At 35.6% G+C, this 18,283-nt stretch carries 20 protein-coding genes; 10 read left to right on the plus strand and 10 right to left on the minus strand.

The features are described 5' to 3' along the window. From IPJ83_11675 to IPJ83_11685, 3 genes are all read left to right on the plus strand, one after another. Positions 1-438 (plus strand): hypothetical protein, encoded by a 438-nt coding sequence (locus IPJ83_11675; GenBank protein MBK7881204.1) that lies wholly within the window; start codon positions 1-3, stop codon positions 436-438. Further along, a complete protein-coding gene (gene msrB / locus IPJ83_11680; GenBank protein ID MBK7881205.1) occupies positions 428-982 on the plus strand; it encodes a peptide-methionine (R)-S-oxide reductase MsrB in 555 nt (184 codons plus the stop codon). Before IPJ83_11675 ends, msrB begins: the two co-directional genes overlap by 11 nt. Before the next feature lie 343 nt (positions 983-1,325). Continuing rightward, entirely contained in the window at positions 1,326-1,841 is a 516-nt protein-coding gene (locus tag IPJ83_11685) for a hypothetical protein (protein ID MBK7881206.1), read from the plus strand. 67 nt (positions 1,842-1,908) lie between these two features. Here the strand turns inward: IPJ83_11685 and IPJ83_11690 are convergent, their stop codons facing one another. From IPJ83_11690 to IPJ83_11700, 3 genes are all read right to left on the minus strand, one after another. Beyond that, positions 1,909-3,102, minus strand: a complete 1,194-nt coding sequence (locus tag IPJ83_11690; protein MBK7881207.1) for a class I SAM-dependent RNA methyltransferase — start codon at positions 3,100-3,102, stop codon at positions 1,909-1,911. A gap of 183 nt (positions 3,103-3,285) precedes the next feature. Next, on the minus strand, positions 3,286-3,798 hold the full coding sequence (locus IPJ83_11695) for a hypothetical protein (GenBank protein ID MBK7881208.1): 513 nt from the start codon (positions 3,796-3,798) through the stop codon (positions 3,286-3,288). Between the two features lie 124 nt (positions 3,799-3,922). After that, complete coding sequence (locus IPJ83_11700; GenBank protein ID MBK7881209.1) at positions 3,923-5,236, minus strand: amidohydrolase; 1,314 nt, start codon at positions 5,234-5,236, stop codon at positions 3,923-3,925. 316 nt (positions 5,237-5,552) lie between these two features. On the opposite strand from IPJ83_11700, the gene IPJ83_11705 reads away from it, so the two are divergent. Beyond that, the gene (locus IPJ83_11705; GenBank protein MBK7881210.1) at positions 5,553-6,599 is read left to right on the plus strand and encodes a hypothetical protein; all 1,047 of its coding nucleotides are present in this window, start codon (positions 5,553-5,555) and stop codon (positions 6,597-6,599) included. A gap of 260 nt (positions 6,600-6,859) precedes the next feature. On the opposite strand, the gene IPJ83_11710 is transcribed toward IPJ83_11705, so the two are convergent. Then, positions 6,860-8,083, minus strand: coding sequence for a metallophosphoesterase (locus IPJ83_11710; GenBank protein MBK7881211.1), 1,224 nt, complete (start codon positions 8,081-8,083; stop codon positions 6,860-6,862). Between the two features lie 298 nt (positions 8,084-8,381). Here IPJ83_11710 and IPJ83_11715 point away from each other — a divergent pair, with 298 nt between their 5' ends. From IPJ83_11715 to IPJ83_11725, 3 genes are read left to right on the plus strand one after another with little or no spacing between them, the layout of a single operon-like run. Beyond that, complete coding sequence (locus IPJ83_11715; GenBank protein MBK7881212.1) at positions 8,382-9,665, plus strand: arginine deiminase; 1,284 nt, start codon at positions 8,382-8,384, stop codon at positions 9,663-9,665. After that, a complete protein-coding gene (locus tag IPJ83_11720; protein ID MBK7881213.1) occupies positions 9,658-10,068 on the plus strand; it encodes an acyl-CoA thioesterase in 411 nt (136 codons plus the stop codon). Before IPJ83_11715 ends, IPJ83_11720 begins: the two co-directional genes overlap by 8 nt. Continuing rightward, positions 10,061-11,038 carry a YihY/virulence factor BrkB family protein gene (locus tag IPJ83_11725; protein MBK7881214.1) on the plus strand — a complete coding sequence of 326 codons (978 nt, stop codon included), beginning with the start codon at positions 10,061-10,063 and terminating at the stop codon, positions 11,036-11,038. Before IPJ83_11720 ends, IPJ83_11725 begins: the two co-directional genes overlap by 8 nt. Here the strand turns inward: IPJ83_11725 and IPJ83_11730 are convergent. Then, complete coding sequence (locus IPJ83_11730) at positions 11,027-11,692, minus strand: DUF2461 domain-containing protein (GenBank protein MBK7881215.1); 666 nt, start codon at positions 11,690-11,692, stop codon at positions 11,027-11,029. The two genes, IPJ83_11725 and IPJ83_11730, sit on opposite strands and share 12 nt — an antisense overlap. 259 nt (positions 11,693-11,951) lie before the next feature. Here IPJ83_11730 and IPJ83_11735 point away from each other — a divergent pair, with 259 nt between their 5' ends. Next, entirely contained in the window at positions 11,952-12,542 is a 591-nt protein-coding gene (locus IPJ83_11735) for a transferase hexapeptide repeat family protein (protein MBK7881216.1), read from the plus strand. 36 nt (positions 12,543-12,578) lie between these two features. Continuing rightward, positions 12,579-13,337, plus strand: coding sequence for an enoyl-CoA hydratase/isomerase family protein (locus tag IPJ83_11740; protein MBK7881217.1), 759 nt, complete (start codon positions 12,579-12,581; stop codon positions 13,335-13,337). A gap of 4 nt (positions 13,338-13,341) precedes the next feature. On the opposite strand, the gene IPJ83_11745 is transcribed toward IPJ83_11740, so the two are convergent. The 3 genes from IPJ83_11745 to IPJ83_11755 are packed head-to-tail and all read right to left on the minus strand — an operon-like array spanning position 13,342 to position 15,770. Then, positions 13,342-14,952, minus strand: a complete 1,611-nt coding sequence (locus IPJ83_11745) for a hypothetical protein (protein MBK7881218.1) — start codon at positions 14,950-14,952, stop codon at positions 13,342-13,344. A 26-nt stretch (positions 14,953-14,978) separates the two neighbouring features. Then, the gene (locus IPJ83_11750; protein ID MBK7881219.1) at positions 14,979-15,404 is read right to left on the minus strand and encodes a DoxX family protein; all 426 of its coding nucleotides are present in this window, start codon (positions 15,402-15,404) and stop codon (positions 14,979-14,981) included. A gap of 21 nt (positions 15,405-15,425) precedes the next feature. Further along, complete coding sequence (locus IPJ83_11755) at positions 15,426-15,770, minus strand: iron-sulfur cluster assembly accessory protein (protein ID MBK7881220.1); 345 nt, start codon at positions 15,768-15,770, stop codon at positions 15,426-15,428. Between the two features lie 99 nt (positions 15,771-15,869). Here IPJ83_11755 and IPJ83_11760 point away from each other — a divergent pair, with 99 nt between their 5' ends. After that, positions 15,870-16,391, plus strand: a complete 522-nt coding sequence (locus tag IPJ83_11760; protein MBK7881221.1) for a hypothetical protein — start codon at positions 15,870-15,872, stop codon at positions 16,389-16,391. A gap of 2 nt (positions 16,392-16,393) precedes the next feature. On the opposite strand, the gene IPJ83_11765 is transcribed toward IPJ83_11760, so the two are convergent. Continuing rightward, positions 16,394-16,885: a hypothetical protein gene (locus IPJ83_11765; GenBank protein MBK7881222.1), complete on the minus strand. Its 492-nt coding sequence runs from the start codon at positions 16,883-16,885 to the stop codon at positions 16,394-16,396. 49 nt (positions 16,886-16,934) lie between these two features. Beyond that, positions 16,935-18,248: a deoxyribodipyrimidine photo-lyase gene (locus IPJ83_11770; GenBank protein ID MBK7881223.1), complete on the minus strand. Its 1,314-nt coding sequence runs from the start codon at positions 18,246-18,248 to the stop codon at positions 16,935-16,937. Positions 18,249-18,283 lie beyond the last annotated feature (35 nt).

An 18,283-nucleotide genomic window follows, 5' to 3' on the forward strand; every position in this document is an offset into this window, starting at 1 on the left:
ATGGAAATATATCAAAAGCTTAAAGATCAGCCACTTATTCAAGCGGTCATTTGCATTGTTTTGATGTCTTGTTTTGAAATATTTTTTTTTCTAACAAACTTTTTCAAATTTTCCTGGGTTGAAGTTTCTGATATTTGGTTGATTGGCACATCTCTCGTTTTGTTTTACATAATTTTGAATACCATTCTCGGTTTTGGCTCCAGGGATATGATGCGTTATTACAAGGATTCCATTTACGGATTTTTATTAGTAACTTCTTTCATGGTTTTTTCCGGTAAATGGCTAACCGGTAAATCTATTTTTGAAGTAAAAACATATTCTTGGATAATTTTCGTTTTTGTAATTGTATATCTGGTTTTTCTTAGCATACAAAGTCTAATGCGCAAAATAGTTTCAATAGCTCTAAAACAAGATAAAAAAATTCAGGATGAACAATAAATTAATCTTTATTCTATCTGCTTCCCTTACATGGGGCAGTATTTCATGCCAACCTAAATCTGTTCAAAAATCAGGGTCGGCTCAAATTATCGAAAATCAAGTAATTGCTGATACCAATATTGTCATTCCTGAAAAAGTAGATCCCATACAGAAAAGTGAGGAAGAATGGGCTAAATCTCTACCAGAAATGGCTCAATACGTCCTAAGAGAAAAAGGTACAGAAAGATCCTTCACTGGAAAATTTTGGGATCATCATGAGAAAGGAGTTTATGTTTGTTCCGCTTGCAAATTGCCATTGTTTAATTCAGACACCAAGTTTAATTCTGGAACAGGTTGGCCAAGTTTTTATCAACCCATTAGGCCTTATCTTGTTACAGAAAATAGGGATCAAAGTCATGGTATGGTAAGGGTAGAGGTAGTATGCAGTAGGTGTAATGGCCATTTAGGGCATGTTTTTGACGATGGGCCGGAACCAACAGGCCTGAGATATTGCATTAATTCAGTTTCGCTTGATTTTATAGGAACTAAAAAATTACCTAAATAGTAATTTCTATAATTTCATCCAGTCAAAATTAAATCCTGAAATGGCGCCAAATACAAGTAGGCAGATGGCAGAAATAAATATAATGCCCCACAATAAAGGAAAGTACCAATTTGGAATTTTTGATTTTTCTAGTAATTCGGCAATGACGCTGATGATCAATAAAAAAATACAAATTAGAAATAGTAGTCCGGAAATTAAACTTGCTACGAAATCATTGAAATACCATAAAGAACATAAACATAGTGCTACAATCAATAAAATTTCAAAAAGTGGAAATTTTATTGGGGAATTTGAATTATTCATTGGTTTTTTCTTTATGTGGATCTGCGTTAATTAATTTAATATGGAGAACAAATTTAAGTGTGTTTTATTGTTTTGTCTTTTTTTAGATTTTAGCTATGCTCAGAGTTTTGATACAACGGCATATTTAAAAAAATACAATGAAAGAATTAAAATGTCCAGAATTGATGATATCTATATCCCTAAAAATACAGAAGATGCCATGAAGGAACTCCTGCGTCTTACAGATCCGGATGGAAGAACTAAAATATTGTCCGTTCCGGAGGATAGTATTGCCAGTAAACTACATTTTAGTTTAGGACGTTGGATGCTCATTAATTGGGGGTTTGAAGAGGGAAGTAGGATAAGTCATTATTATAAAGAAAATGGGGTATCCAATTTCGATGATATGCTGGATCTTTTAATTCGGAGTTTTTATCGAACCTTAGCCCAAAAGCCAATTAAAGAGATGGAGCTTTTTGAATGGTACATTTCAAAAAGAAAAAAAGAACATGATGAGAAAATTAAGAAATCCAAAGTAATTAAAAACCTTGGACCGGTCAAAAAGCATATGGAATAAAACATATTTGCTAAAATGTTTTAATTATAAAAATGAAATTTCTTTAAAATAATTACATTTTAATCTATTATTCCTCTTTATCAGAATCAACTGGTTTTTGCGTTGTGTCTAGGTTGGGGCCATTCCTTTTACTACCCTTATATAATTCAAATTTAAACAATCTGCATTCTAAGGGACCATTGAACAATTTTATTTTTCTTGTTGGTCTAAGACCAAAATGCTTCAGCGCCTCTAAATTAGAACTGATCACCCAGGCGTTACAACCTGCATAAAAGTGCTTTAATCTTGTACCCATATTTTTGTAGAAATCAATAATTTGATCCACTTCGATCCGTTCACCGTAAGGAGGATTTATTATTACATGCCCTCTTTCACCATTGTAGGAGGTTTCGAAAAAATCCTTTTCTTCAAAGTTTATTAAATCTCTGACTCCAGCTCTTTCAGCGTTTTTAATAGCAATGTCTAATGCTTTTTTATCCATTTCTCCGGCAGTGATTTTTCCATTAAATGTTAAGGTCTGCGCATCTGCTTCATTTTTAATTTCTTGCCAAAGTTTTTCATCATAGTCAAGCCAAGTTTGAAAACCAAAGCTTCTTTTCTTACCGGGAGGGATGTTGTATGCATACATTGCTGCCTCGATAGCTATTGTCCCCGAACCACACATTGGATCCATAAAGTCAGATGTTCTATCCCAGCCAGAAAGTTGGATGATACCAGCTGCTAAAACTTCATTCATAGATGCTTCGGTTTGGTTCAGGCGGTAATTTCTTTTCGACAATATATTCCCAGAGCTGTCAAGAGAAACATGCACAACTTCATTAGAAATGTGAATATTGATTCTTACATCAGGATTCTCTGTATCTACAGAAGGTCTTATATTATATAGATCTCTGAATTGGTCAGCAATAGCATCCTTGGATTTCAAAGCTGCATATTTGGAATGCGTAAAGATCTCTCCGCTAGTACTGCCATCAATTGCAAATGTCATGTTTGGATTAAAGTATACGTCCCATTTTATTTTTTTTACATGATGATAAAGTTGATCCTCATTGAAAGCGCGAAAACTCTTAATTGGTTTTAGAATTTTAATAGCTGTGCGCAACATCAGATTACTTTTGTAAAGCAGAGCAAGATCTCCCCGGTATTGTACAGCCCGATTTAAAACAACAATGTCTTCTGCTCCTAAGATACGCAATTCTTCTGCAAGAATTTCTTCCAACCCAAATAAAGTTGTAGCGGTAATGTCGAATTTAAATGCCAAAATAATTTATTAGTTTAATGATTAATTGTTATTTTTCTTAAATAAAATATTTATATTTTTAGTTAAGGGTTTTTAGATTTTAAATAATACATTCAAATATGGAAGAAACATATAATAAAATATGTGAAAAATTACAGGAATATTTATTTTGAAAGCACATCTTAATAATGAATTATTCGAAGCTCATTCGGCCTTACAGACAATTATTTTAGATAGCCATTTCATATTTCTGCTGCCTCCTTTTAAATCCTTCGTGGATAAAAGTAAAATGCGATTATTCATATCTCCCACCATATTGCCATCCTTTTCTGTTACAATAAAAAGATTGTTTCCGATTTCTGTATTATATATTTCGTTGAAGGAGAAAACTATTTTATAGCCATCTGCTGCAACAAATAAGAAATAGAATTGGTTGAGATTACGAGATTTTTGATAATCATATTCTACACTATCAAGAACCGATTTTAATAATACAACTTTTACATTATTTGATCTCTCTTCATTTTTTGGTGAGCAACTGGTGTTTACATTATTTAGTATTTGATTGGGATATTTTTTTAGGTCCTCTAAGGTAATGCTTTTTTCCTTTTTTACTTTACCTTTTACTGTAAATGAGCTTGTAGGTGAAGATGGGCTTATCTGTCCAAAAATCTGCGAAGAAATCAGAAGTAAAAAAATAATGCGAAGTCCTTTCATTTTGTAATCGGTTAAAATTAATTTATATTTTTGAAATCAATATATTTAAATACCTACATATTTGGCCAAACGAAATGTAAAATTTTCTATTATGATATACACCAAAAACCTTATCTCGTAGTTATCAATTTTTCTTCTTATTCATTTCCATATAATCAAAAACAAGGTTACAAAAAGACGTAACTCCTGTTTTGAAAGCCTTATCGTCAATAAAAAATTCTGGAGTATGATGAGGTCCGGATTTGATTGGGTCTTTTCCTACAGGAAGTCCCCCAATGAAAAAATACAAGCCTGGAACTTTTTGCGCAAAAAATGAAAAGTCTTCCGCTCCTGTAATTGCAGGCTTCAAAATTACATTATCTTTTCCAACTGACTTGTATAAAGAAGGTAACATTGCCTCGGTAAGTCCTATGTGGTTATAGGTAACAGGGTAATGAACCGAGTATGGTATAGTTACCAAGGCCATAGCACCAGCCGACTCTGCGGTTTTTTCTGCGACTTGACGAATGCGTTTGTAAACGAAAGCTTCATCTTCATCACTTAATGTTCTTACGGTACCCATCATTTCTACCTGTTCGGATATAATATTGAACCGGTTCCCTCCATGGATAGAGCCAACTGTTACTACTGCTGGGTTATTAATAAGATTAACATTTCTGCTTACAATAGTTTGTAAATTATTGATAATTTGGGCTGCAACTACAATTGGGTCTATAGATTGCCATGGCGTAGAACCATGGGATGGTTTCCCTGAAACAGTTATTTTGAAATCAGAAGCTGCAGCCATAGTTCCTTCAGGACGGTAAGCGATTTTACCAACTTCCAAATCCGCTTTCATGTGTAATCCAAAAATCGCGTCTACCTTTGGGTTTTCAAGCACTCCTTCTTTTATCATTAATTCTGCTCCAAATTCTTCTCCTTTTGGGGCACCTTCCTCTGCAGGTTGAAAAATAAATTTGACGGTTCCACTTAATTCCTTTTTCATGCCACTTAAGATCTCGGCTACTCCCATAAGAATTGCAACATGGGCATCATGACCACATGCATGCATTACCTCTGTTTCTTTTCCATTGTAAGTGGTTTTTACTTTTGATGCAAAGGGAAGATCATTTTTTTCAGCTACCGGTAAAGCATCCATATCTGCCCTTAAAGCCACGACCGGTCCTGCCTTGTCACCTTTGAGTATTCCGACCACTCCGGTAACTGCTACTCCGGTTTTTACTTGAATGTCAAGTGATTCCAGGTGTTTGGCCACAATGGCAGAGGTTCTGAATTCTCTATTGGCGAGTTCAGGATTTTGATGAAAGTCATGCCTCCACTGGATGACTTTAGGCTCTAATTTATCTGCTTTTTGATGGATGATTTCCTTTAAATCCAATTTTTGAGCATATATTGATTGTAAGGAGCATAGGTAGATTACGCATAATTTTATTTTCATTATTTATGTTTAAAGTACGATCATTATTGTTTTTAAAGATACAAATTAAAAGATCAAAGTTAGTTTAATGTTAGGGACCGACATTGAGGTTTTAAAGATTCATTGGCTATTTTCTCCAACATAAGCAGAAATGTTATTGAATAAAGAATTAATTCAAGTTTTTACGACCCAATTCCCATGATTTTCCTTTCTTTTAGGGCAGGTGATAAAAGTCAACATACTTTTACAATTCCGTTACATCGTTTTACACGTCAAATTTAGCATTGGCTATGGTTGTATTTAGATTTGTTCTATTATTTCACTTTTAAAATTTATTATGCAAGTCTACTTTTTAGTTTTTTTACATTTACTGCAGTCTTTATTTAGTCCGTGTGATACACAATTTAATAACAAATCATCGTCTGCAAACCTGGTTTTTCAATCATTGGATGGTGGCAATACATGGAAAGATGTAAGTGGTAATTTGCCCAAAGGTATTGGAATAAACTCTGCTTTTGAAAGTCATGGAGAACTTCTTTTAGCGACTGATAAGGGGGTGTATGGCGGAGATGCTACATCCGAATTAATTCAGTGGAAGGTTGATCAGGTCCTTGGAAAAAGCATTAGCAATATTTCTAATGGTTGGGCTGGGCCTTACGCTATAAGTTATGGCAACGGTGTATACCAAAAAATTATTGGAACATCAATTTGGGTACCTATGGACAAATCTCTCGGCGACAAAATGGTTAGAACAATTCTTGAAATACCTGGAGGGATTGTATTTATAGCAAGTGACAATGGTATCTATAAATCTATGGATGGCCGAAAAACGTGGAAGAAGGTTTTTTCAGAAGGTATGGTCCTTGGTCTAATGGAAAATGATGGTGTGTTATTTGCCGCTGGTTTTAAAGGGGTCCTAAAGTCAGTGAATGGAGGAGAACAGTGGGATTGGGTATTTACAGAAGATGGCATGGCTTTTTATACAGGAATGATTGATGGTCGGTTAACAGCTATAACCAGTGGAATGGGCCCATGGGGAATGGAGAAATCAGCTCCATTTGGGATAAAAACAAACAGATTGCGCACGTCCGTTGATGGTGGAAGGACTTGGCAAAGAGCGGATGCTGGCCTTTCGAATGCTCTTTTTAATCAAGATTTATTAAAGAAAAATATGCAAAATGGTGTCCAATTCAGGCCTAGTGCGATTAAGGACATTGATCAATTAGGAGAGTATTTATATTGTAGTCTCGATGCAGGGCTTTTTAGATCTGCCGATCATGGGATTACCTGGCAGCTTATTTTTAGTGCAGATGACAATAAATCTTTTGAAACAGTAATCTTCGGAAAATCAATTTATGTGGTTTCCGTTTTTAGTGGATGCTGATAGATTCCTGAAAATACAAAATGAATCAAAATGTTTTAAAAAGAGTAGGATAAAATAAAATAGGGATTAATGTGATTTTGTTTCTAGTAGATAGAATTAAAATGTTCTGAATGGATTGATTTGAAATACTTGATTGTTAAAAAATATCCAAGTCAAAATTTAGATTTCTAAATTCCCAAATTACAATTAAAAAAATATTAATCCCTATTTTAAACTATTAAAAGATTGTAAATAGTAGATCATTTTTCAATTGTTTTGGCCTACTTTTTATTGAGTTCAATTACCGTTATTTCAGGCCAGATTCCCACTCTGCCAGCAAATGCAAGAAAACCAAAGCCACGATTTATATGAATAATTCTGCCAAATTCTTCCTTGAGTCCTGCCCAGTGTGGATAACGGAATTGAACTGGACTGAATTTAAATCCAGGAATTTCTACTCCCATTTGAGCGCCATGGGTGTGACCGGATAAGGTGAGATGTACGTTGGATGGGTGCATTTTTACTTCATTTTCCCAATGTGTCGGATCATGAGAAAGTAAAACCTTGAAATCCTTTGGGTTGGTTCCTTGAAGTGCTTTTTCGAGATTCCCTCTTTTGCCGAATCCTACTCCCCAATTTTCAACCCCCAGTAAATGAATTTTATCGCCTTCTTTCTCAAAAGGATGATTTTCGTCTTGGAGCAATTTGAATCCCATTTCTTGGTGATTTTTAATTAATTGCCGGAGATTGTTGCTTTTAGCTTCTGGAGATTGCCATTCAATATAATCCCCATAATCATGGTTTCCAAGAATGGAAAATTTACCATAAGGAGCATGAAGTGAGTTAAGCATTGCCTTATATGGATTTACCTCATCAGCCGTATTGTTTACAAGATCTCCTGTAAATACTATAACATCGCACTGTTGTTCCTGTAACAATTTTAAACCTTTCTCAACTTCCTGTGGGTCATCAAAACTGCCGGAATGAAAATCAGAAAATTGAGCAATTTTGAAGCCTTCAAAAGCAGTTGGTAAATCTTCAAAAAACAATTTGTGGTAATGTATTTTATAGTTGTATTTTCCCTTAGTCATACCATAAAGAAAGGACACAAATGGGACGCTTGCCACCATTAACCCAACTTGACTAAAAAATAATCGTCTATCTGGAAAAAAGGATTGTTCTTCTGTAGTGTTCTGGCTAATTAATTTTTGCCCTACCCCAAATAAAAACCGATAGATGTCTTCTGAAAAAAGAAAAAAGATGAAAAAGATTTTGGTAACCAGTAAGGTAACGAAAAAATTCAATGTCCAACGGGAAATCCATGTAAAATGATGGGTCTTTTTAAAGCCAAAGAAACCATAAATCATCATGAATACTAACCCCCAAGATATAATCCAAAACCCTATCGAGATTCCGGTCCTGAGGTAACTAGACGATAATCCGGCGGTAAGGATTTTTATTCCCTGGAATACATAAAGATCCAATCCAAGGAAAATGATAAACATAATAACAAAACCCATTTATTTGGAGATTTAGAAATAAGTAACGCTATAATGACAGCATTGGTTTATTAGAAAATGCCAGTGCAGTTACATAATTAGACCAGAGGCATAAAAGTTCCCATAAGGATGCCAAATAACTGGACAAACAATCAGAACAATCGGATTAGTGTTGGTTAATTAAAGAATATCCTGAGGTGTAAGATTCAGATTTACAATGATTTGTATGTTAATTTTAACTTCCTTTATAGGGTTAAGGTGTTCTGGAGTGGAAAAGCTCTAAATTTGCAGCAAATACCTCAATATGGGATTGTCGAAAGAAATATACGTTGATTCAGAAATCATGCCTTTGAAAAAAGTTATTGTCCATGCACCTGATGAAGGGATTGACAGAATCAGCCCCAAGCGAGCAGGGGAGTTGCTATTTGATGACATTGTTTACCTGCCAGCAATGCAAAGGGAGCATAAAATTTTTACCAATGTGTTAGGAATGTTTATTGGAGATGAGAATGTTCTGGAGACAGAGACTCTGATTAGGGAAGCTTTGGATGCCAGTGTACCACTTAAGGAGGAGCTTTTACAGAAGTTGGCTGAATGGGAAGAATTACCTGGCAGTGTCATCAAATCACTAAATGACATGGATCATGGTTTACTGGCAGAGGTTTTAATTTCAGGCTACAATTACCCGGAGGATCACATTTTGTTTGATCCAATACCTAATTTTATTTTTACGAGGGATATTGCATTGACCATTAAGGATCATGTGGTCATCACAAAGGCATCCAAATCAGTAAGGCATCGAGAGAACCTCCTTACACGTTTTTTCATCTATGCCCATCCACAGTTTTCTAACTTGCTAACGGATGACCGTCTGATAAACCTTAATCTAATCAATGATTTTCCGCCTTCACGAAAAGGGGAGCCTATTTCTATAGAAGGAGGAGATCTGATGCTTTTAAATGAAGACTATTTACTCATAGGTAGCAGTGAGCGTACAACGGATCATGCTTTGAATACCTTGAAGAAAATTCTATTTGACAGAAAATTGATCAAAAATATTGTAGAAGTAGATGTGCCCAAAGAACGCTCTTTTATGCACATTGACACACTATTTACGCAAATTGACCATTTAGATTTTGTAGGCTATAAACCCATAGTGAAGGACGGTCTTGGTTCATATGTAACTGTACATCGTTCATCTGGTGAAATGGTCGAGTATCCTTCTGTGTTGGATTTTCTTCATGCAGAAATAAGTCCTGAAATCAATTTTATTTGGAGTGGGGACGGTGAATCTCCTTATCAGGAAAGAGAACAATGGACCGATGGATGTAATTTGTTGACCATTCGTCCAGGCGTAGCATTAACATACGACCGTAATCCTAATACTGAGAAAGCCTTTCGCAATAATGGTTATTCAGTAATTCACGCAAATGAGTTTCTCCGCCAGGTGGAAGGGGGTAGCATTGAGCCATCTGAATTAAAGAAAACCATCATCACTTTGCCATCCAGTGAGCTTTCAAGAGCACGTGGAGGAACACATTGTATGTCATGTCCAGTTATCCGTCAAAAGATCAGCGAGTATGTTTAAACACCAGACACAAGTCAGGGTAAGGTATTCTGAGACCGATCGAATGGCTTATGTTTATTACGGAAATTATAGTTTTTATTTCGAAACCGGTAGGGTAGAAGCACTGCGATCTCTGGGTTTAAGCTATAAATCCGTGGAGGATGAATTGGGTGTTTTTATGCCGGTGATGAATATGAATGTAAGGTATCTGCGCCCATGTTACTACGATGAATTGTTGATCCTGGAAACTACCATCTTGCATTTGCCTGAACGAACCATTGAGTTTGAAACCAAAATTTTTAAGGAACAAAACGAATTAGCCAATCAAGGCAAGGTGACCCTTTGTTTTGTCGATATAAAAACCAAAAAACGGGTTAATGCTCCTGAAGTTATTGTGGACAAATTAAAATCATACTTTGATTAAGGGTGTATATAAAATAAAAAAGGCTTTGTTAGATTTTGGGCCGTTTGCACAAGTGATACAATGGTCAAAGACTCATTCTCTTCCTGGTTTTTATGGTGTAAGTATATATACGACCCTTTCTTTTATAAATTTTGAATTAAAGAAAAATGATCTGGAAACCCGCGCCAGTGCCATGTCGTATAATTTTTTTCTTGCCTTGTTTCCGACATTAATATTTTTGTTCACATTAACTGCATATTTACCAAAGAGTTGGGATTTCTTTACAACTTTAGAAAATTCTCTTAATTCTATAATGCCTGTAGGCGCTAAGGACTATCTTTGGAAAAATATTGTTGGGGCAATACGACCTAAGGCAAACAAAAGTTTTCTTTCAATAGGATTTATTCTGGCTGTTTTTTTTGCTTCTAATGGAATTCTTTCCATGATGAGCGGGTTTGACAAAACGTACCGAAGTAGCTTTCGCAAAAGAAGCTGGATTGAGAAACATTTGATAGCTTTATTGCTCACTTTTCTTTTGAGTATTCTATTGATCTTTTCTATAGTGCTGATCATAATGGGGAGTTATATATTTAATTGGTTATTTGGATTGCTAAAATTGGGAACTTTAGCCGCGCTAAGCATAAAGCTTTTGCAATACGTGATTATCATCTTACTCTTTTATACAGTTATAGATTTGATTTACCGATTTGGTCCTGCATTGCGTAAGCCGATGAAAGGGTTTTCTCCGGGTACAATTTTTGCTACAACAACATCGATTCTTACTTCTGTTGTTTTCGGGTACTTTGTTGAAAATTTCTCCTCTTACCATAAGATATATGGAGCCATATCTGCTCTAATAATAACTTTAGTCTGGATTAGAATAAATGTACTTATACTTATTCTTGGATTTGAATTAAATGCAGGAATCATCATCAATCGTGACATCAAAAGTGACATCGATGAAGCAGCTGCATTAGGATCAAACCAATGAATTTTCTAAAAATTCATTCATTGGCTTGGCATCTTTATACACCTTAAGGATTAACTTTTCTAATCCATCTTTTAGGATAAGTTCGGAATCAAAAGCACAAGTATAATAAAATGCTTTATTGTACAGTAATGGTTCAATGGCTGCTACTTCTTTAAATTCTTTTGATATTACTTTGTTCTTTTCTCCCCTGATTTCACCAAATCTTTCAATAAATGATTTGGATAAATAAAGCTTTTTAAATTCGTTAAGATGGGTAGCTATATAAGTTCTTATTTTATGTAGGATCTCTGGGCCTGGTTCATAAATTCCGGAATAGATGTGAAATCTATCCGCTCTAAACTCCAGATAAAAACCGGGAGCGCTTATCTCCTTCTTGCCAAAAGCAGTTATTAAAGCAGACATATGGGTTTTGTATGGAGATTTGTCCTTGCTGAACCTGACATCTTTATATATCCTAAAAATAGACTCTTTAGCTGTCATTTTAATTCTTGGATCCTCTTTTTGTAATAAAACAATCATTCTTTCAATAAATGTTTGAAATGGAGTCTCAACCTTAGTTTTAAACCTGTTCTTGTTTGCATTGAACCACTCCCGATTATTGTTCACTTCAAGATCGGCTAAAAAATTTAAAAAATCTACTTCAAAAAATATCATGACATTCCGTATTTTCACACAAGATAAGGAGTGTATGAAATTGTTATATACTACATGTTATTAAGCCTAAAAAAAATTACACCACTTGCACATTTATATCAATTGTTATTTTTTCTATATCGGTGACCAGATACATCTGACAGACAATCAAATCCATCCTCTCCAAATAAATTCACAATTTGTGTGCTGACCTATATAAACATTATGATAAATTAAAACCATTTATAAATTTCACCATCATTAACTAATTTTTTTTAGCATGTATTTTTCTTTCAAATCTTTTAAACCCTATGTCCATTCGAGTTCTTTTGTTCATCCTTTAGCTGCAATTACAGGGTGCGTAAGAATTGGCAAAAATGTATATGTAGGTCCGTTTGCTGCGTTGAGGGGAGATTTTGGAGAGATAGTGATTGAAGATGGCTGTAATATTCAGGAACATTGTATGGTGCATATGTTTCCGGGAATAACTGTGCACCTGGAGGAGAATGTGCATGTTGGTCATGGTGCTATTATCCATGGCGCAAGAATCGGAAGAAACTCTCTGGTTGGAATGAATTCCGTGATTATGGATGATTGTGAAATAGGGGAGGAATGTATAGTAGGGGCAATGAGTTTTATTAAAGAAAGATCCAATTTCGGTAGGCGAAGTTTAATTGTTGGTAATCCTGCCAAAAAAGTCAAAGATGTTTCTGACGAAATGATCCTTTGGAAAACCAAAGGGACCGAATTATATCAACAATTGGCGCATGATTGTTTAGAGCACTTGAAAGTAACTGAACCCCTTAGAGAAATGCCAGCTGATTGGAAAATTCCAAATGGTGAATTTAAAAGTTGGCGCCATCGGGATTAGATTTTTACCTTTGCTTTTGTGCATTAATTTGTAGTTATGAGTAATTATGTAAAGCGATACCGTCAAGACCAGCTTGAGATCATTGAATTTTTTACGGAACAAAGCAATTCTTTGCCTTCAGACATATTGAGTCAACTGGTAGATACCATTGACGACATATCTACAACTTCTGATTGTCCTATTATTCTGTTAAAAAGTGGCGGTGAAAAAGTATTTTGCGCAGGGGCTAGTTTTGATGAATTATCCTCTCTCCAAAATATGGATGCAGGCAAATCTTTTTTTATGGGCTTTGCCAATGTAATCCTGGCGATGAGGCGTTCACCAAAAATAATTTTAGGACGCATTCAAGGAAAATCAGTTGGTGGAGGGGTAGGACTTGCTGCTGGATGTGATTATGTTTTTGCAAGTAAATATGCATCGGTTAGACTCAGCGAATTGGCGGTTGGCATTGGGCCATTTGTGATAGGTCCTGCGGTGGAAAGAAAGATTGGCTTAGCTGCCTTTTCTCAAATGGCGCTAAATGCAACGGAATGGCAGACAGCACAATGGGCCAAGGATAAGGGTTTGTATCAGGAAGTTTTTGAAAATACAGAGCAGTTGGATGCTTACATCGACCATTTTTCCAAGCTTCTTTTAAGTTCAAATCCACTCGCATTAAATGAACTTAAAAAAGTGTTTTGGGAGAACACTGAACATTGGACAAAGTTGCTTCCCGCGCGGGCTGAAATTTCCGGCAGACTAGTTTTAAGTGACTACACCAGAGAGGCTATATCCAACTTCAAAAAAATGAACTAAAAACCTATTGTTTAATAACTTCCGACTTAAAAAAATATTTGTTATCGGCAATAGCATAAATAATATATGCGCCTTTAGGATAAGGATTAATGTGAATTACGGGCAAAGTATGGTCAGAATAGTTGTTATAAAATAATAGTTTTCCGTTTGGATCAATAAGCCAAACGGATAGTTGGCTCCAAGTCAGACCATCTATATTTAAAAGACATTTATCCTTAGCAGGATTAGGAGACACTCGAAATAATGCTTTGTTTGGAGAATGCTTTTGAATCCATTTACTGGAATTTGGGTTTGCATTTTTAATCATGTGTACTTTGAGTAAATATGGATTAGCTTTTGTCAAGTGGGCTTTATTATTTTGCCATGGATTCGGATCTGTTGTAGGGTTGTAAATTCCTCCGAAAATGGTACCTAAAAATACTGTGTCGTTTTTGATTTTATCCAAATCTACAATACCAGGAGCGTATAACGGAATATCACGATGAATTAAAAATTCAGAATTTGTACCAAGAAATCCCGGCATTTGGTTTGCATAAAATGATTCTTTATAACTTCCATCATTCAATTTACTTACTTTTGAAATGGTGCTTACAAATGGGACCAAAGGGTCTCTGGCTGAAATTCCAGTAGAATCGATAAAATATTCGGCCATTCCACCAAAAAAAATCTCTGACATTTCGGATGCAGAAAAGCTATAAACGCCCACTTTACTGCAGTGATAATGAGCAAATCTTTGGTTAAAATTCAAAACATCCTCATACCCATTCTTATCCAATAAAGCAATGTTCATGAATGGTCGATTTTCATTAATTAGAAAAACACCTGAGAATATCATTAATTTGACCAGACCCGGAGCAACTACAAATGGAACCATATTGTAATCTCGCCGATGAAAGTTGAATTCATCCCTGTATTCAAATTCAAAATTAACGCTTAAGGAATTAGCCCCCTTTATTAAGCTAAATATAGTGGCTAATTCATAATACTGTTGTTTAACTTGCCCTGAATTGCTTTTATATTCTCCTTCAAATAGGTTTCCACCAACTAGGTAATATTTACCATCCAAGTATTGCAATTGAGCTCCTGCCGTTCTGAATTTTGAATTTGAAATATGTTTAATGGCGTCTGTATAAACTCCCTGATTATTGACCACCTGATCCAGGATTTCCAAATCAATATGGATCAAGCTTGGGTAAGTATCATAAATTCCGGATTCTGACTGGCCATAACCGCCAATAATTACTAATTGGTTTTCATTTTGGACAAAAGAGGTTCCTGTTGCACTTAATGGTAATAATATGGAGTCAGGAAGTATAGATAAATCATAGTTTGAGATATGATTGCTCAGTGTATTCCAAACATATAATTTTTCATTGGCTCCACTTTTTTGGAATCCGGATTCTTTTTCGTGAATGCCATCCATCCTACCTCCAAAAATATACACCTTGTCTTGATATACGCCAAAACTGAAAGAATGCAATGCTGGCCAATCTGGAAGTCTAATTGTATCCACAGTAAATTCAAAAGTACTCTGGGCTTGAATTGCCATAGAATTTATCCATAGAAAAACCGTCAAACCAAGCATTTGAAGGTAGGAAAGATTAAAATGAGGCATAAATTAAATTTAACGAGCCTTGACTATTACCAACTTTCTTTGGGTAATTTGGTCATGCCGAACAATCTTCTAAAACTGTATCTACCTGTGCCATAAATGAGTACGTGAATGAGTCCGCCTATGATTGCAATGTTTTTCATAAAAAAAATGGAATGTAGATTTTGTTTGGCCGGAGGATCATCCCAAAAGGAATAAACTATAAAAGTCACAGGAACCCAATACATAAGTAACAAAGTAACCGCAAATGCTGGCCGGTAACCAATTAATAAAAATAAACCACCCACGGTCAGTGCAATAATGGTGCATATCAGTAAGAAGTCCTGATTCCAGAGAAGACCATACTCTGTCATGGTATCCTTGGTGCGTTCAAAAAACTTAAGGGAAGTAAAAGCTTCAAAAAGAAAAATAGCAGATAAAAATATCCTTGAGATCAGATCAAAAATGTCTTTCATTTGGTTTGGGATGCGGGCTGATTAGGCAGAGAATGACTGTCCGCAACCACAAGTATCTTTTGCATTTGGATTTACAAATGAAAAACCGCGATTGTTTAGACCTTCTACCCATTCGATTTGCATGCCGACAAGGTATAGTGCATGAGCCGGGTCCATGAACACTTTTATGCCATTGATCATATATTCCTGATCATTTTCTTTAAGAGTGTCAAAGCCAAGTACATAACTAAAGCCGGAACAACCTCCGCCTTTGACTCCAACTCTAAGTCCATGTACGTCAGGTATTTGTTGCTCTGTTTTAATTTTCTCTAACTGAATTCTTGCCGAATCTGTAATGATTACAGGCGTTTCTGTTAAGATTTCCATGTCTGCTTGTATTTCAAATATTAACACAAAAGTACAGAAAAATGTTCTCTTGTGTATAGAATAGGACCAATACTGTACCTTCGCATTTCAACTTTGATTATGGAGACTGTATTAGAAATTTTTAAATTAACTATTCCTGCCCTAACAGTTTTTGCGGTGGTATATTACATGTTGAGGCAGTATTTTGAATTCGAAAGGTTTAAGCGTATTTCTGAGACAAAATCTGCTAATGGTGCCCAAAGCCTGCCCATCAAACTTCAGTCTTATGAGCGTTTGGCTCTTTTTCTAGAAAGAATAAGGTTGCAAAACCTGGTTATGCGCTTTTCCACTAAAGATTTTACGCCTGAATTATGGATTAAGACTCTAATGATCAGCGTACATCAGGAATTTGAACATAATATGGTGCAACAGATATATGTCAGCGACAAATTATGGGAAATAATCCTTTTTGCGAAGAATGAAGTGCTTTATGCATTAGACTCATCCATAAATGAGAACACAAAAAACTTGGAGATTTCACAATTTTCTCAAATCCTTTTAGACCAAAAAAATGAAACTGCAGAAGTCGGAATTCAAACGGCTCTGAATGCAATCAAAAAGGAAATACAGTTAATTCTTTGATTTTACTGACACATCAACACTATCCAATCACTAAACTCGTGATTACTTTCGTGGCCGGCACGATCCTTAATGTAAAGCTCGTATCTAATAGAGTCAACAGGAAATTGAGTTGGGTTAGAACAAGGAGGTATGTTATTTGGGAAAAGACAACAAGTTGTAAAAATAAGAATAGATGCATTCCCACTTATTGGTTTTCCACCAGCTTCCGGCAAATCCGGGATCTTAAACGCATCTTGGAGTTGGTTGGTGCGCGTGTCGATAAGGAAAATGTCCTGGTTCCCACTACTTGAGCCAAATCCTAGGTCTCCGTCTCCATCCGAAAAACTAAAGTTCAGCCATATGGAATCCTGATTCAAATCACCTTGTCTCATGATTATCTTATTCGTACTGAGGTATTTTATAGTGGGGATGTCTGAAGTTTGTCCTTCATCCTTACAAGCTATCCATCCACTAAGAATCAACGTAAGCCAAAAAAGAACTTTTAGTTTATTCATTGCCTAAAATTAAATGATTTGGCCAATTTTATACTAAATACGATAAAACTTAACCATCCGAAAGTGCAAGTTTGTATACTTCAAGACATCTTTTTCGAGATTCTGCATGGTTAACTATTGGATTCGGATAGGCTGCAGTGTTGAATTCTGGTACCCACTTTTGAATGTATTCAAATTTTGGATCAAATTTTTTTTGCTGTGCCTCTGGGTTAAATATTCTGAAATATGGGGCCGCATCCGTCCCGCAACCTGCTGCCCACTGCCATCCTCCGTTATTGCTGGCCAAATCGAAATCAAGCAGTTTATTTGCAAAATAAGCTTCCCCCCATCTCCAGTCAATAAGTAAATGCTTTACTAAAAAACTTGCCGTGACCATTCTTACCCTGTTATGCATAAATCCTGTAGCGTTCAATTCCCGCATTCCCGCATCAACCAAAGGATAGCCTGTCTTGCCTTCGCACCATAGATTAAATTCTTCCTCTGAGTTCAACCAGTTAATGCGGTCATATAAAGGCTTAAACGCATGACCTACTACATTTGGGTATGCTTGTAATATCATGGAATAAAAGTCGCGCCAGATAAGTTCACTTAGAAAAGTTTCTGAAATTTTAAAAGCTTTGCGAGCCACCTCACGGATGCTTATAGTCCCAAATCGCAAATGAATCCCAAGCCTGCTTGTGCCATCCACTCCAGGAAAATCTCTTTGTTTAGAATATTTAGACAGGACTCTTTGCCAATCCTTTGCTTCAGGGATATATAGGTCCGAGGGAATAAAACCCATGAATTCCATGGAAGGTAAGGGGGTTGGTTCCAAAGGGAAGAAATGACGACCTTCCATTTCAACAGGGTAATGGATAAAAGCTTCAGAATCGCCAATTTGATTTAGCTTTTCTAACCATTTTCTTTTATAAGGAGTAAAAACTGTGTAAGTCGTTTGATCCTCTTTAAGCACCTCGCTTTTCTCAAAAAGAACGTGATCCTTATAGGCTTTTAATATAATTCCCTTTTTATGGCATATTTCATTTAGTAAATCATCTCTTTGAACTGCATAAGGTTCATAATCCCGATTTAAAAAAATTGTCTCAATATCGAATTGTGTAATCCATTTAATCCAGGCCTTATCCGGGTAATCGTAGGCAATCATTAGGTCAGAACCTATGTTGTTTAATTGTAATTTAAGCTGCCTTACTTGCTGAAAAATAAAATGAATCCTTGAGTCTTTTTTATCAGGCAAACCGTTCAATATGTTGCGGTCAAAAATGAAAAAACAAAGAACTTTTTTGCCGGACTTAATAGCTTCATAAAGTCCATGATTGTCAATAAGCCTTAAGTCCCTCCTGAACCAAAATGCAGATATTTTCATGTGTAAGAAAACAGCATCAAACGCTACATGTTTAA

Origin of the sequence: Candidatus Vicinibacter proximus (assembly GCA_016713905.1) — a bacterium.
Taxonomy (GTDB): Bacteria; Bacteroidota; Bacteroidia; order Chitinophagales; family Saprospiraceae; genus Vicinibacter; species Vicinibacter proximus.

Coding starts and splice junctions, on each gene's coding strand:
- IPJ83_11675 (MBK7881204.1), top strand. CDS start 1: ATGGAAATATATCAAAAGCTTAAAGATCAGCCACTTATTCAAGCGGTC.
- msrB (MBK7881205.1), top strand. CDS start 428: ATGAACAATAAATTAATCTTTATTCTATCTGCTTCCCTTACATGGGGC.
- IPJ83_11685 (MBK7881206.1), top strand. CDS start 1,326: ATGGAGAACAAATTTAAGTGTGTTTTATTGTTTTGTCTTTTTTTAGAT.
- IPJ83_11695 (MBK7881208.1), bottom strand. CDS start 3,798: ATGAAAGGACTTCGCATTATTTTTTTACTTCTGATTTCTTCGCAGATT.
- IPJ83_11700 (MBK7881209.1), bottom strand. CDS start 5,236: ATGAAAATAAAATTATGCGTAATCTACCTATGCTCCTTACAATCAATA.
- IPJ83_11705 (MBK7881210.1), top strand. CDS start 5,553: ATGCAAGTCTACTTTTTAGTTTTTTTACATTTACTGCAGTCTTTATTT.
- IPJ83_11710 (MBK7881211.1), bottom strand. CDS start 8,083: ATGTTTATCATTTTCCTTGGATTGGATCTTTATGTATTCCAGGGAATA.
- IPJ83_11715 (MBK7881212.1), top strand. CDS start 8,382: ATGGGATTGTCGAAAGAAATATACGTTGATTCAGAAATCATGCCTTTG.
- IPJ83_11720 (MBK7881213.1), top strand. CDS start 9,658: ATGTTTAAACACCAGACACAAGTCAGGGTAAGGTATTCTGAGACCGAT.
- IPJ83_11730 (MBK7881215.1), bottom strand. CDS start 11,692: ATGATATTTTTTGAAGTAGATTTTTTAAATTTTTTAGCCGATCTTGAA.
- IPJ83_11735 (MBK7881216.1), top strand. CDS start 11,952: ATGTATTTTTCTTTCAAATCTTTTAAACCCTATGTCCATTCGAGTTCT.
- IPJ83_11740 (MBK7881217.1), top strand. CDS start 12,579: ATGAGTAATTATGTAAAGCGATACCGTCAAGACCAGCTTGAGATCATT.
- IPJ83_11745 (MBK7881218.1), bottom strand. CDS start 14,952: ATGCCTCATTTTAATCTTTCCTACCTTCAAATGCTTGGTTTGACGGTT.
- IPJ83_11750 (MBK7881219.1), bottom strand. CDS start 15,404: ATGAAAGACATTTTTGATCTGATCTCAAGGATATTTTTATCTGCTATT.
- IPJ83_11755 (MBK7881220.1), bottom strand. CDS start 15,770: ATGGAAATCTTAACAGAAACGCCTGTAATCATTACAGATTCGGCAAGA.
- IPJ83_11760 (MBK7881221.1), top strand. CDS start 15,870: ATGGAGACTGTATTAGAAATTTTTAAATTAACTATTCCTGCCCTAACA.
- IPJ83_11765 (MBK7881222.1), bottom strand. CDS start 16,885: ATGAATAAACTAAAAGTTCTTTTTTGGCTTACGTTGATTCTTAGTGGA.
- IPJ83_11770 (MBK7881223.1), bottom strand. CDS start 18,248: ATGAAAATATCTGCATTTTGGTTCAGGAGGGACTTAAGGCTTATTGAC.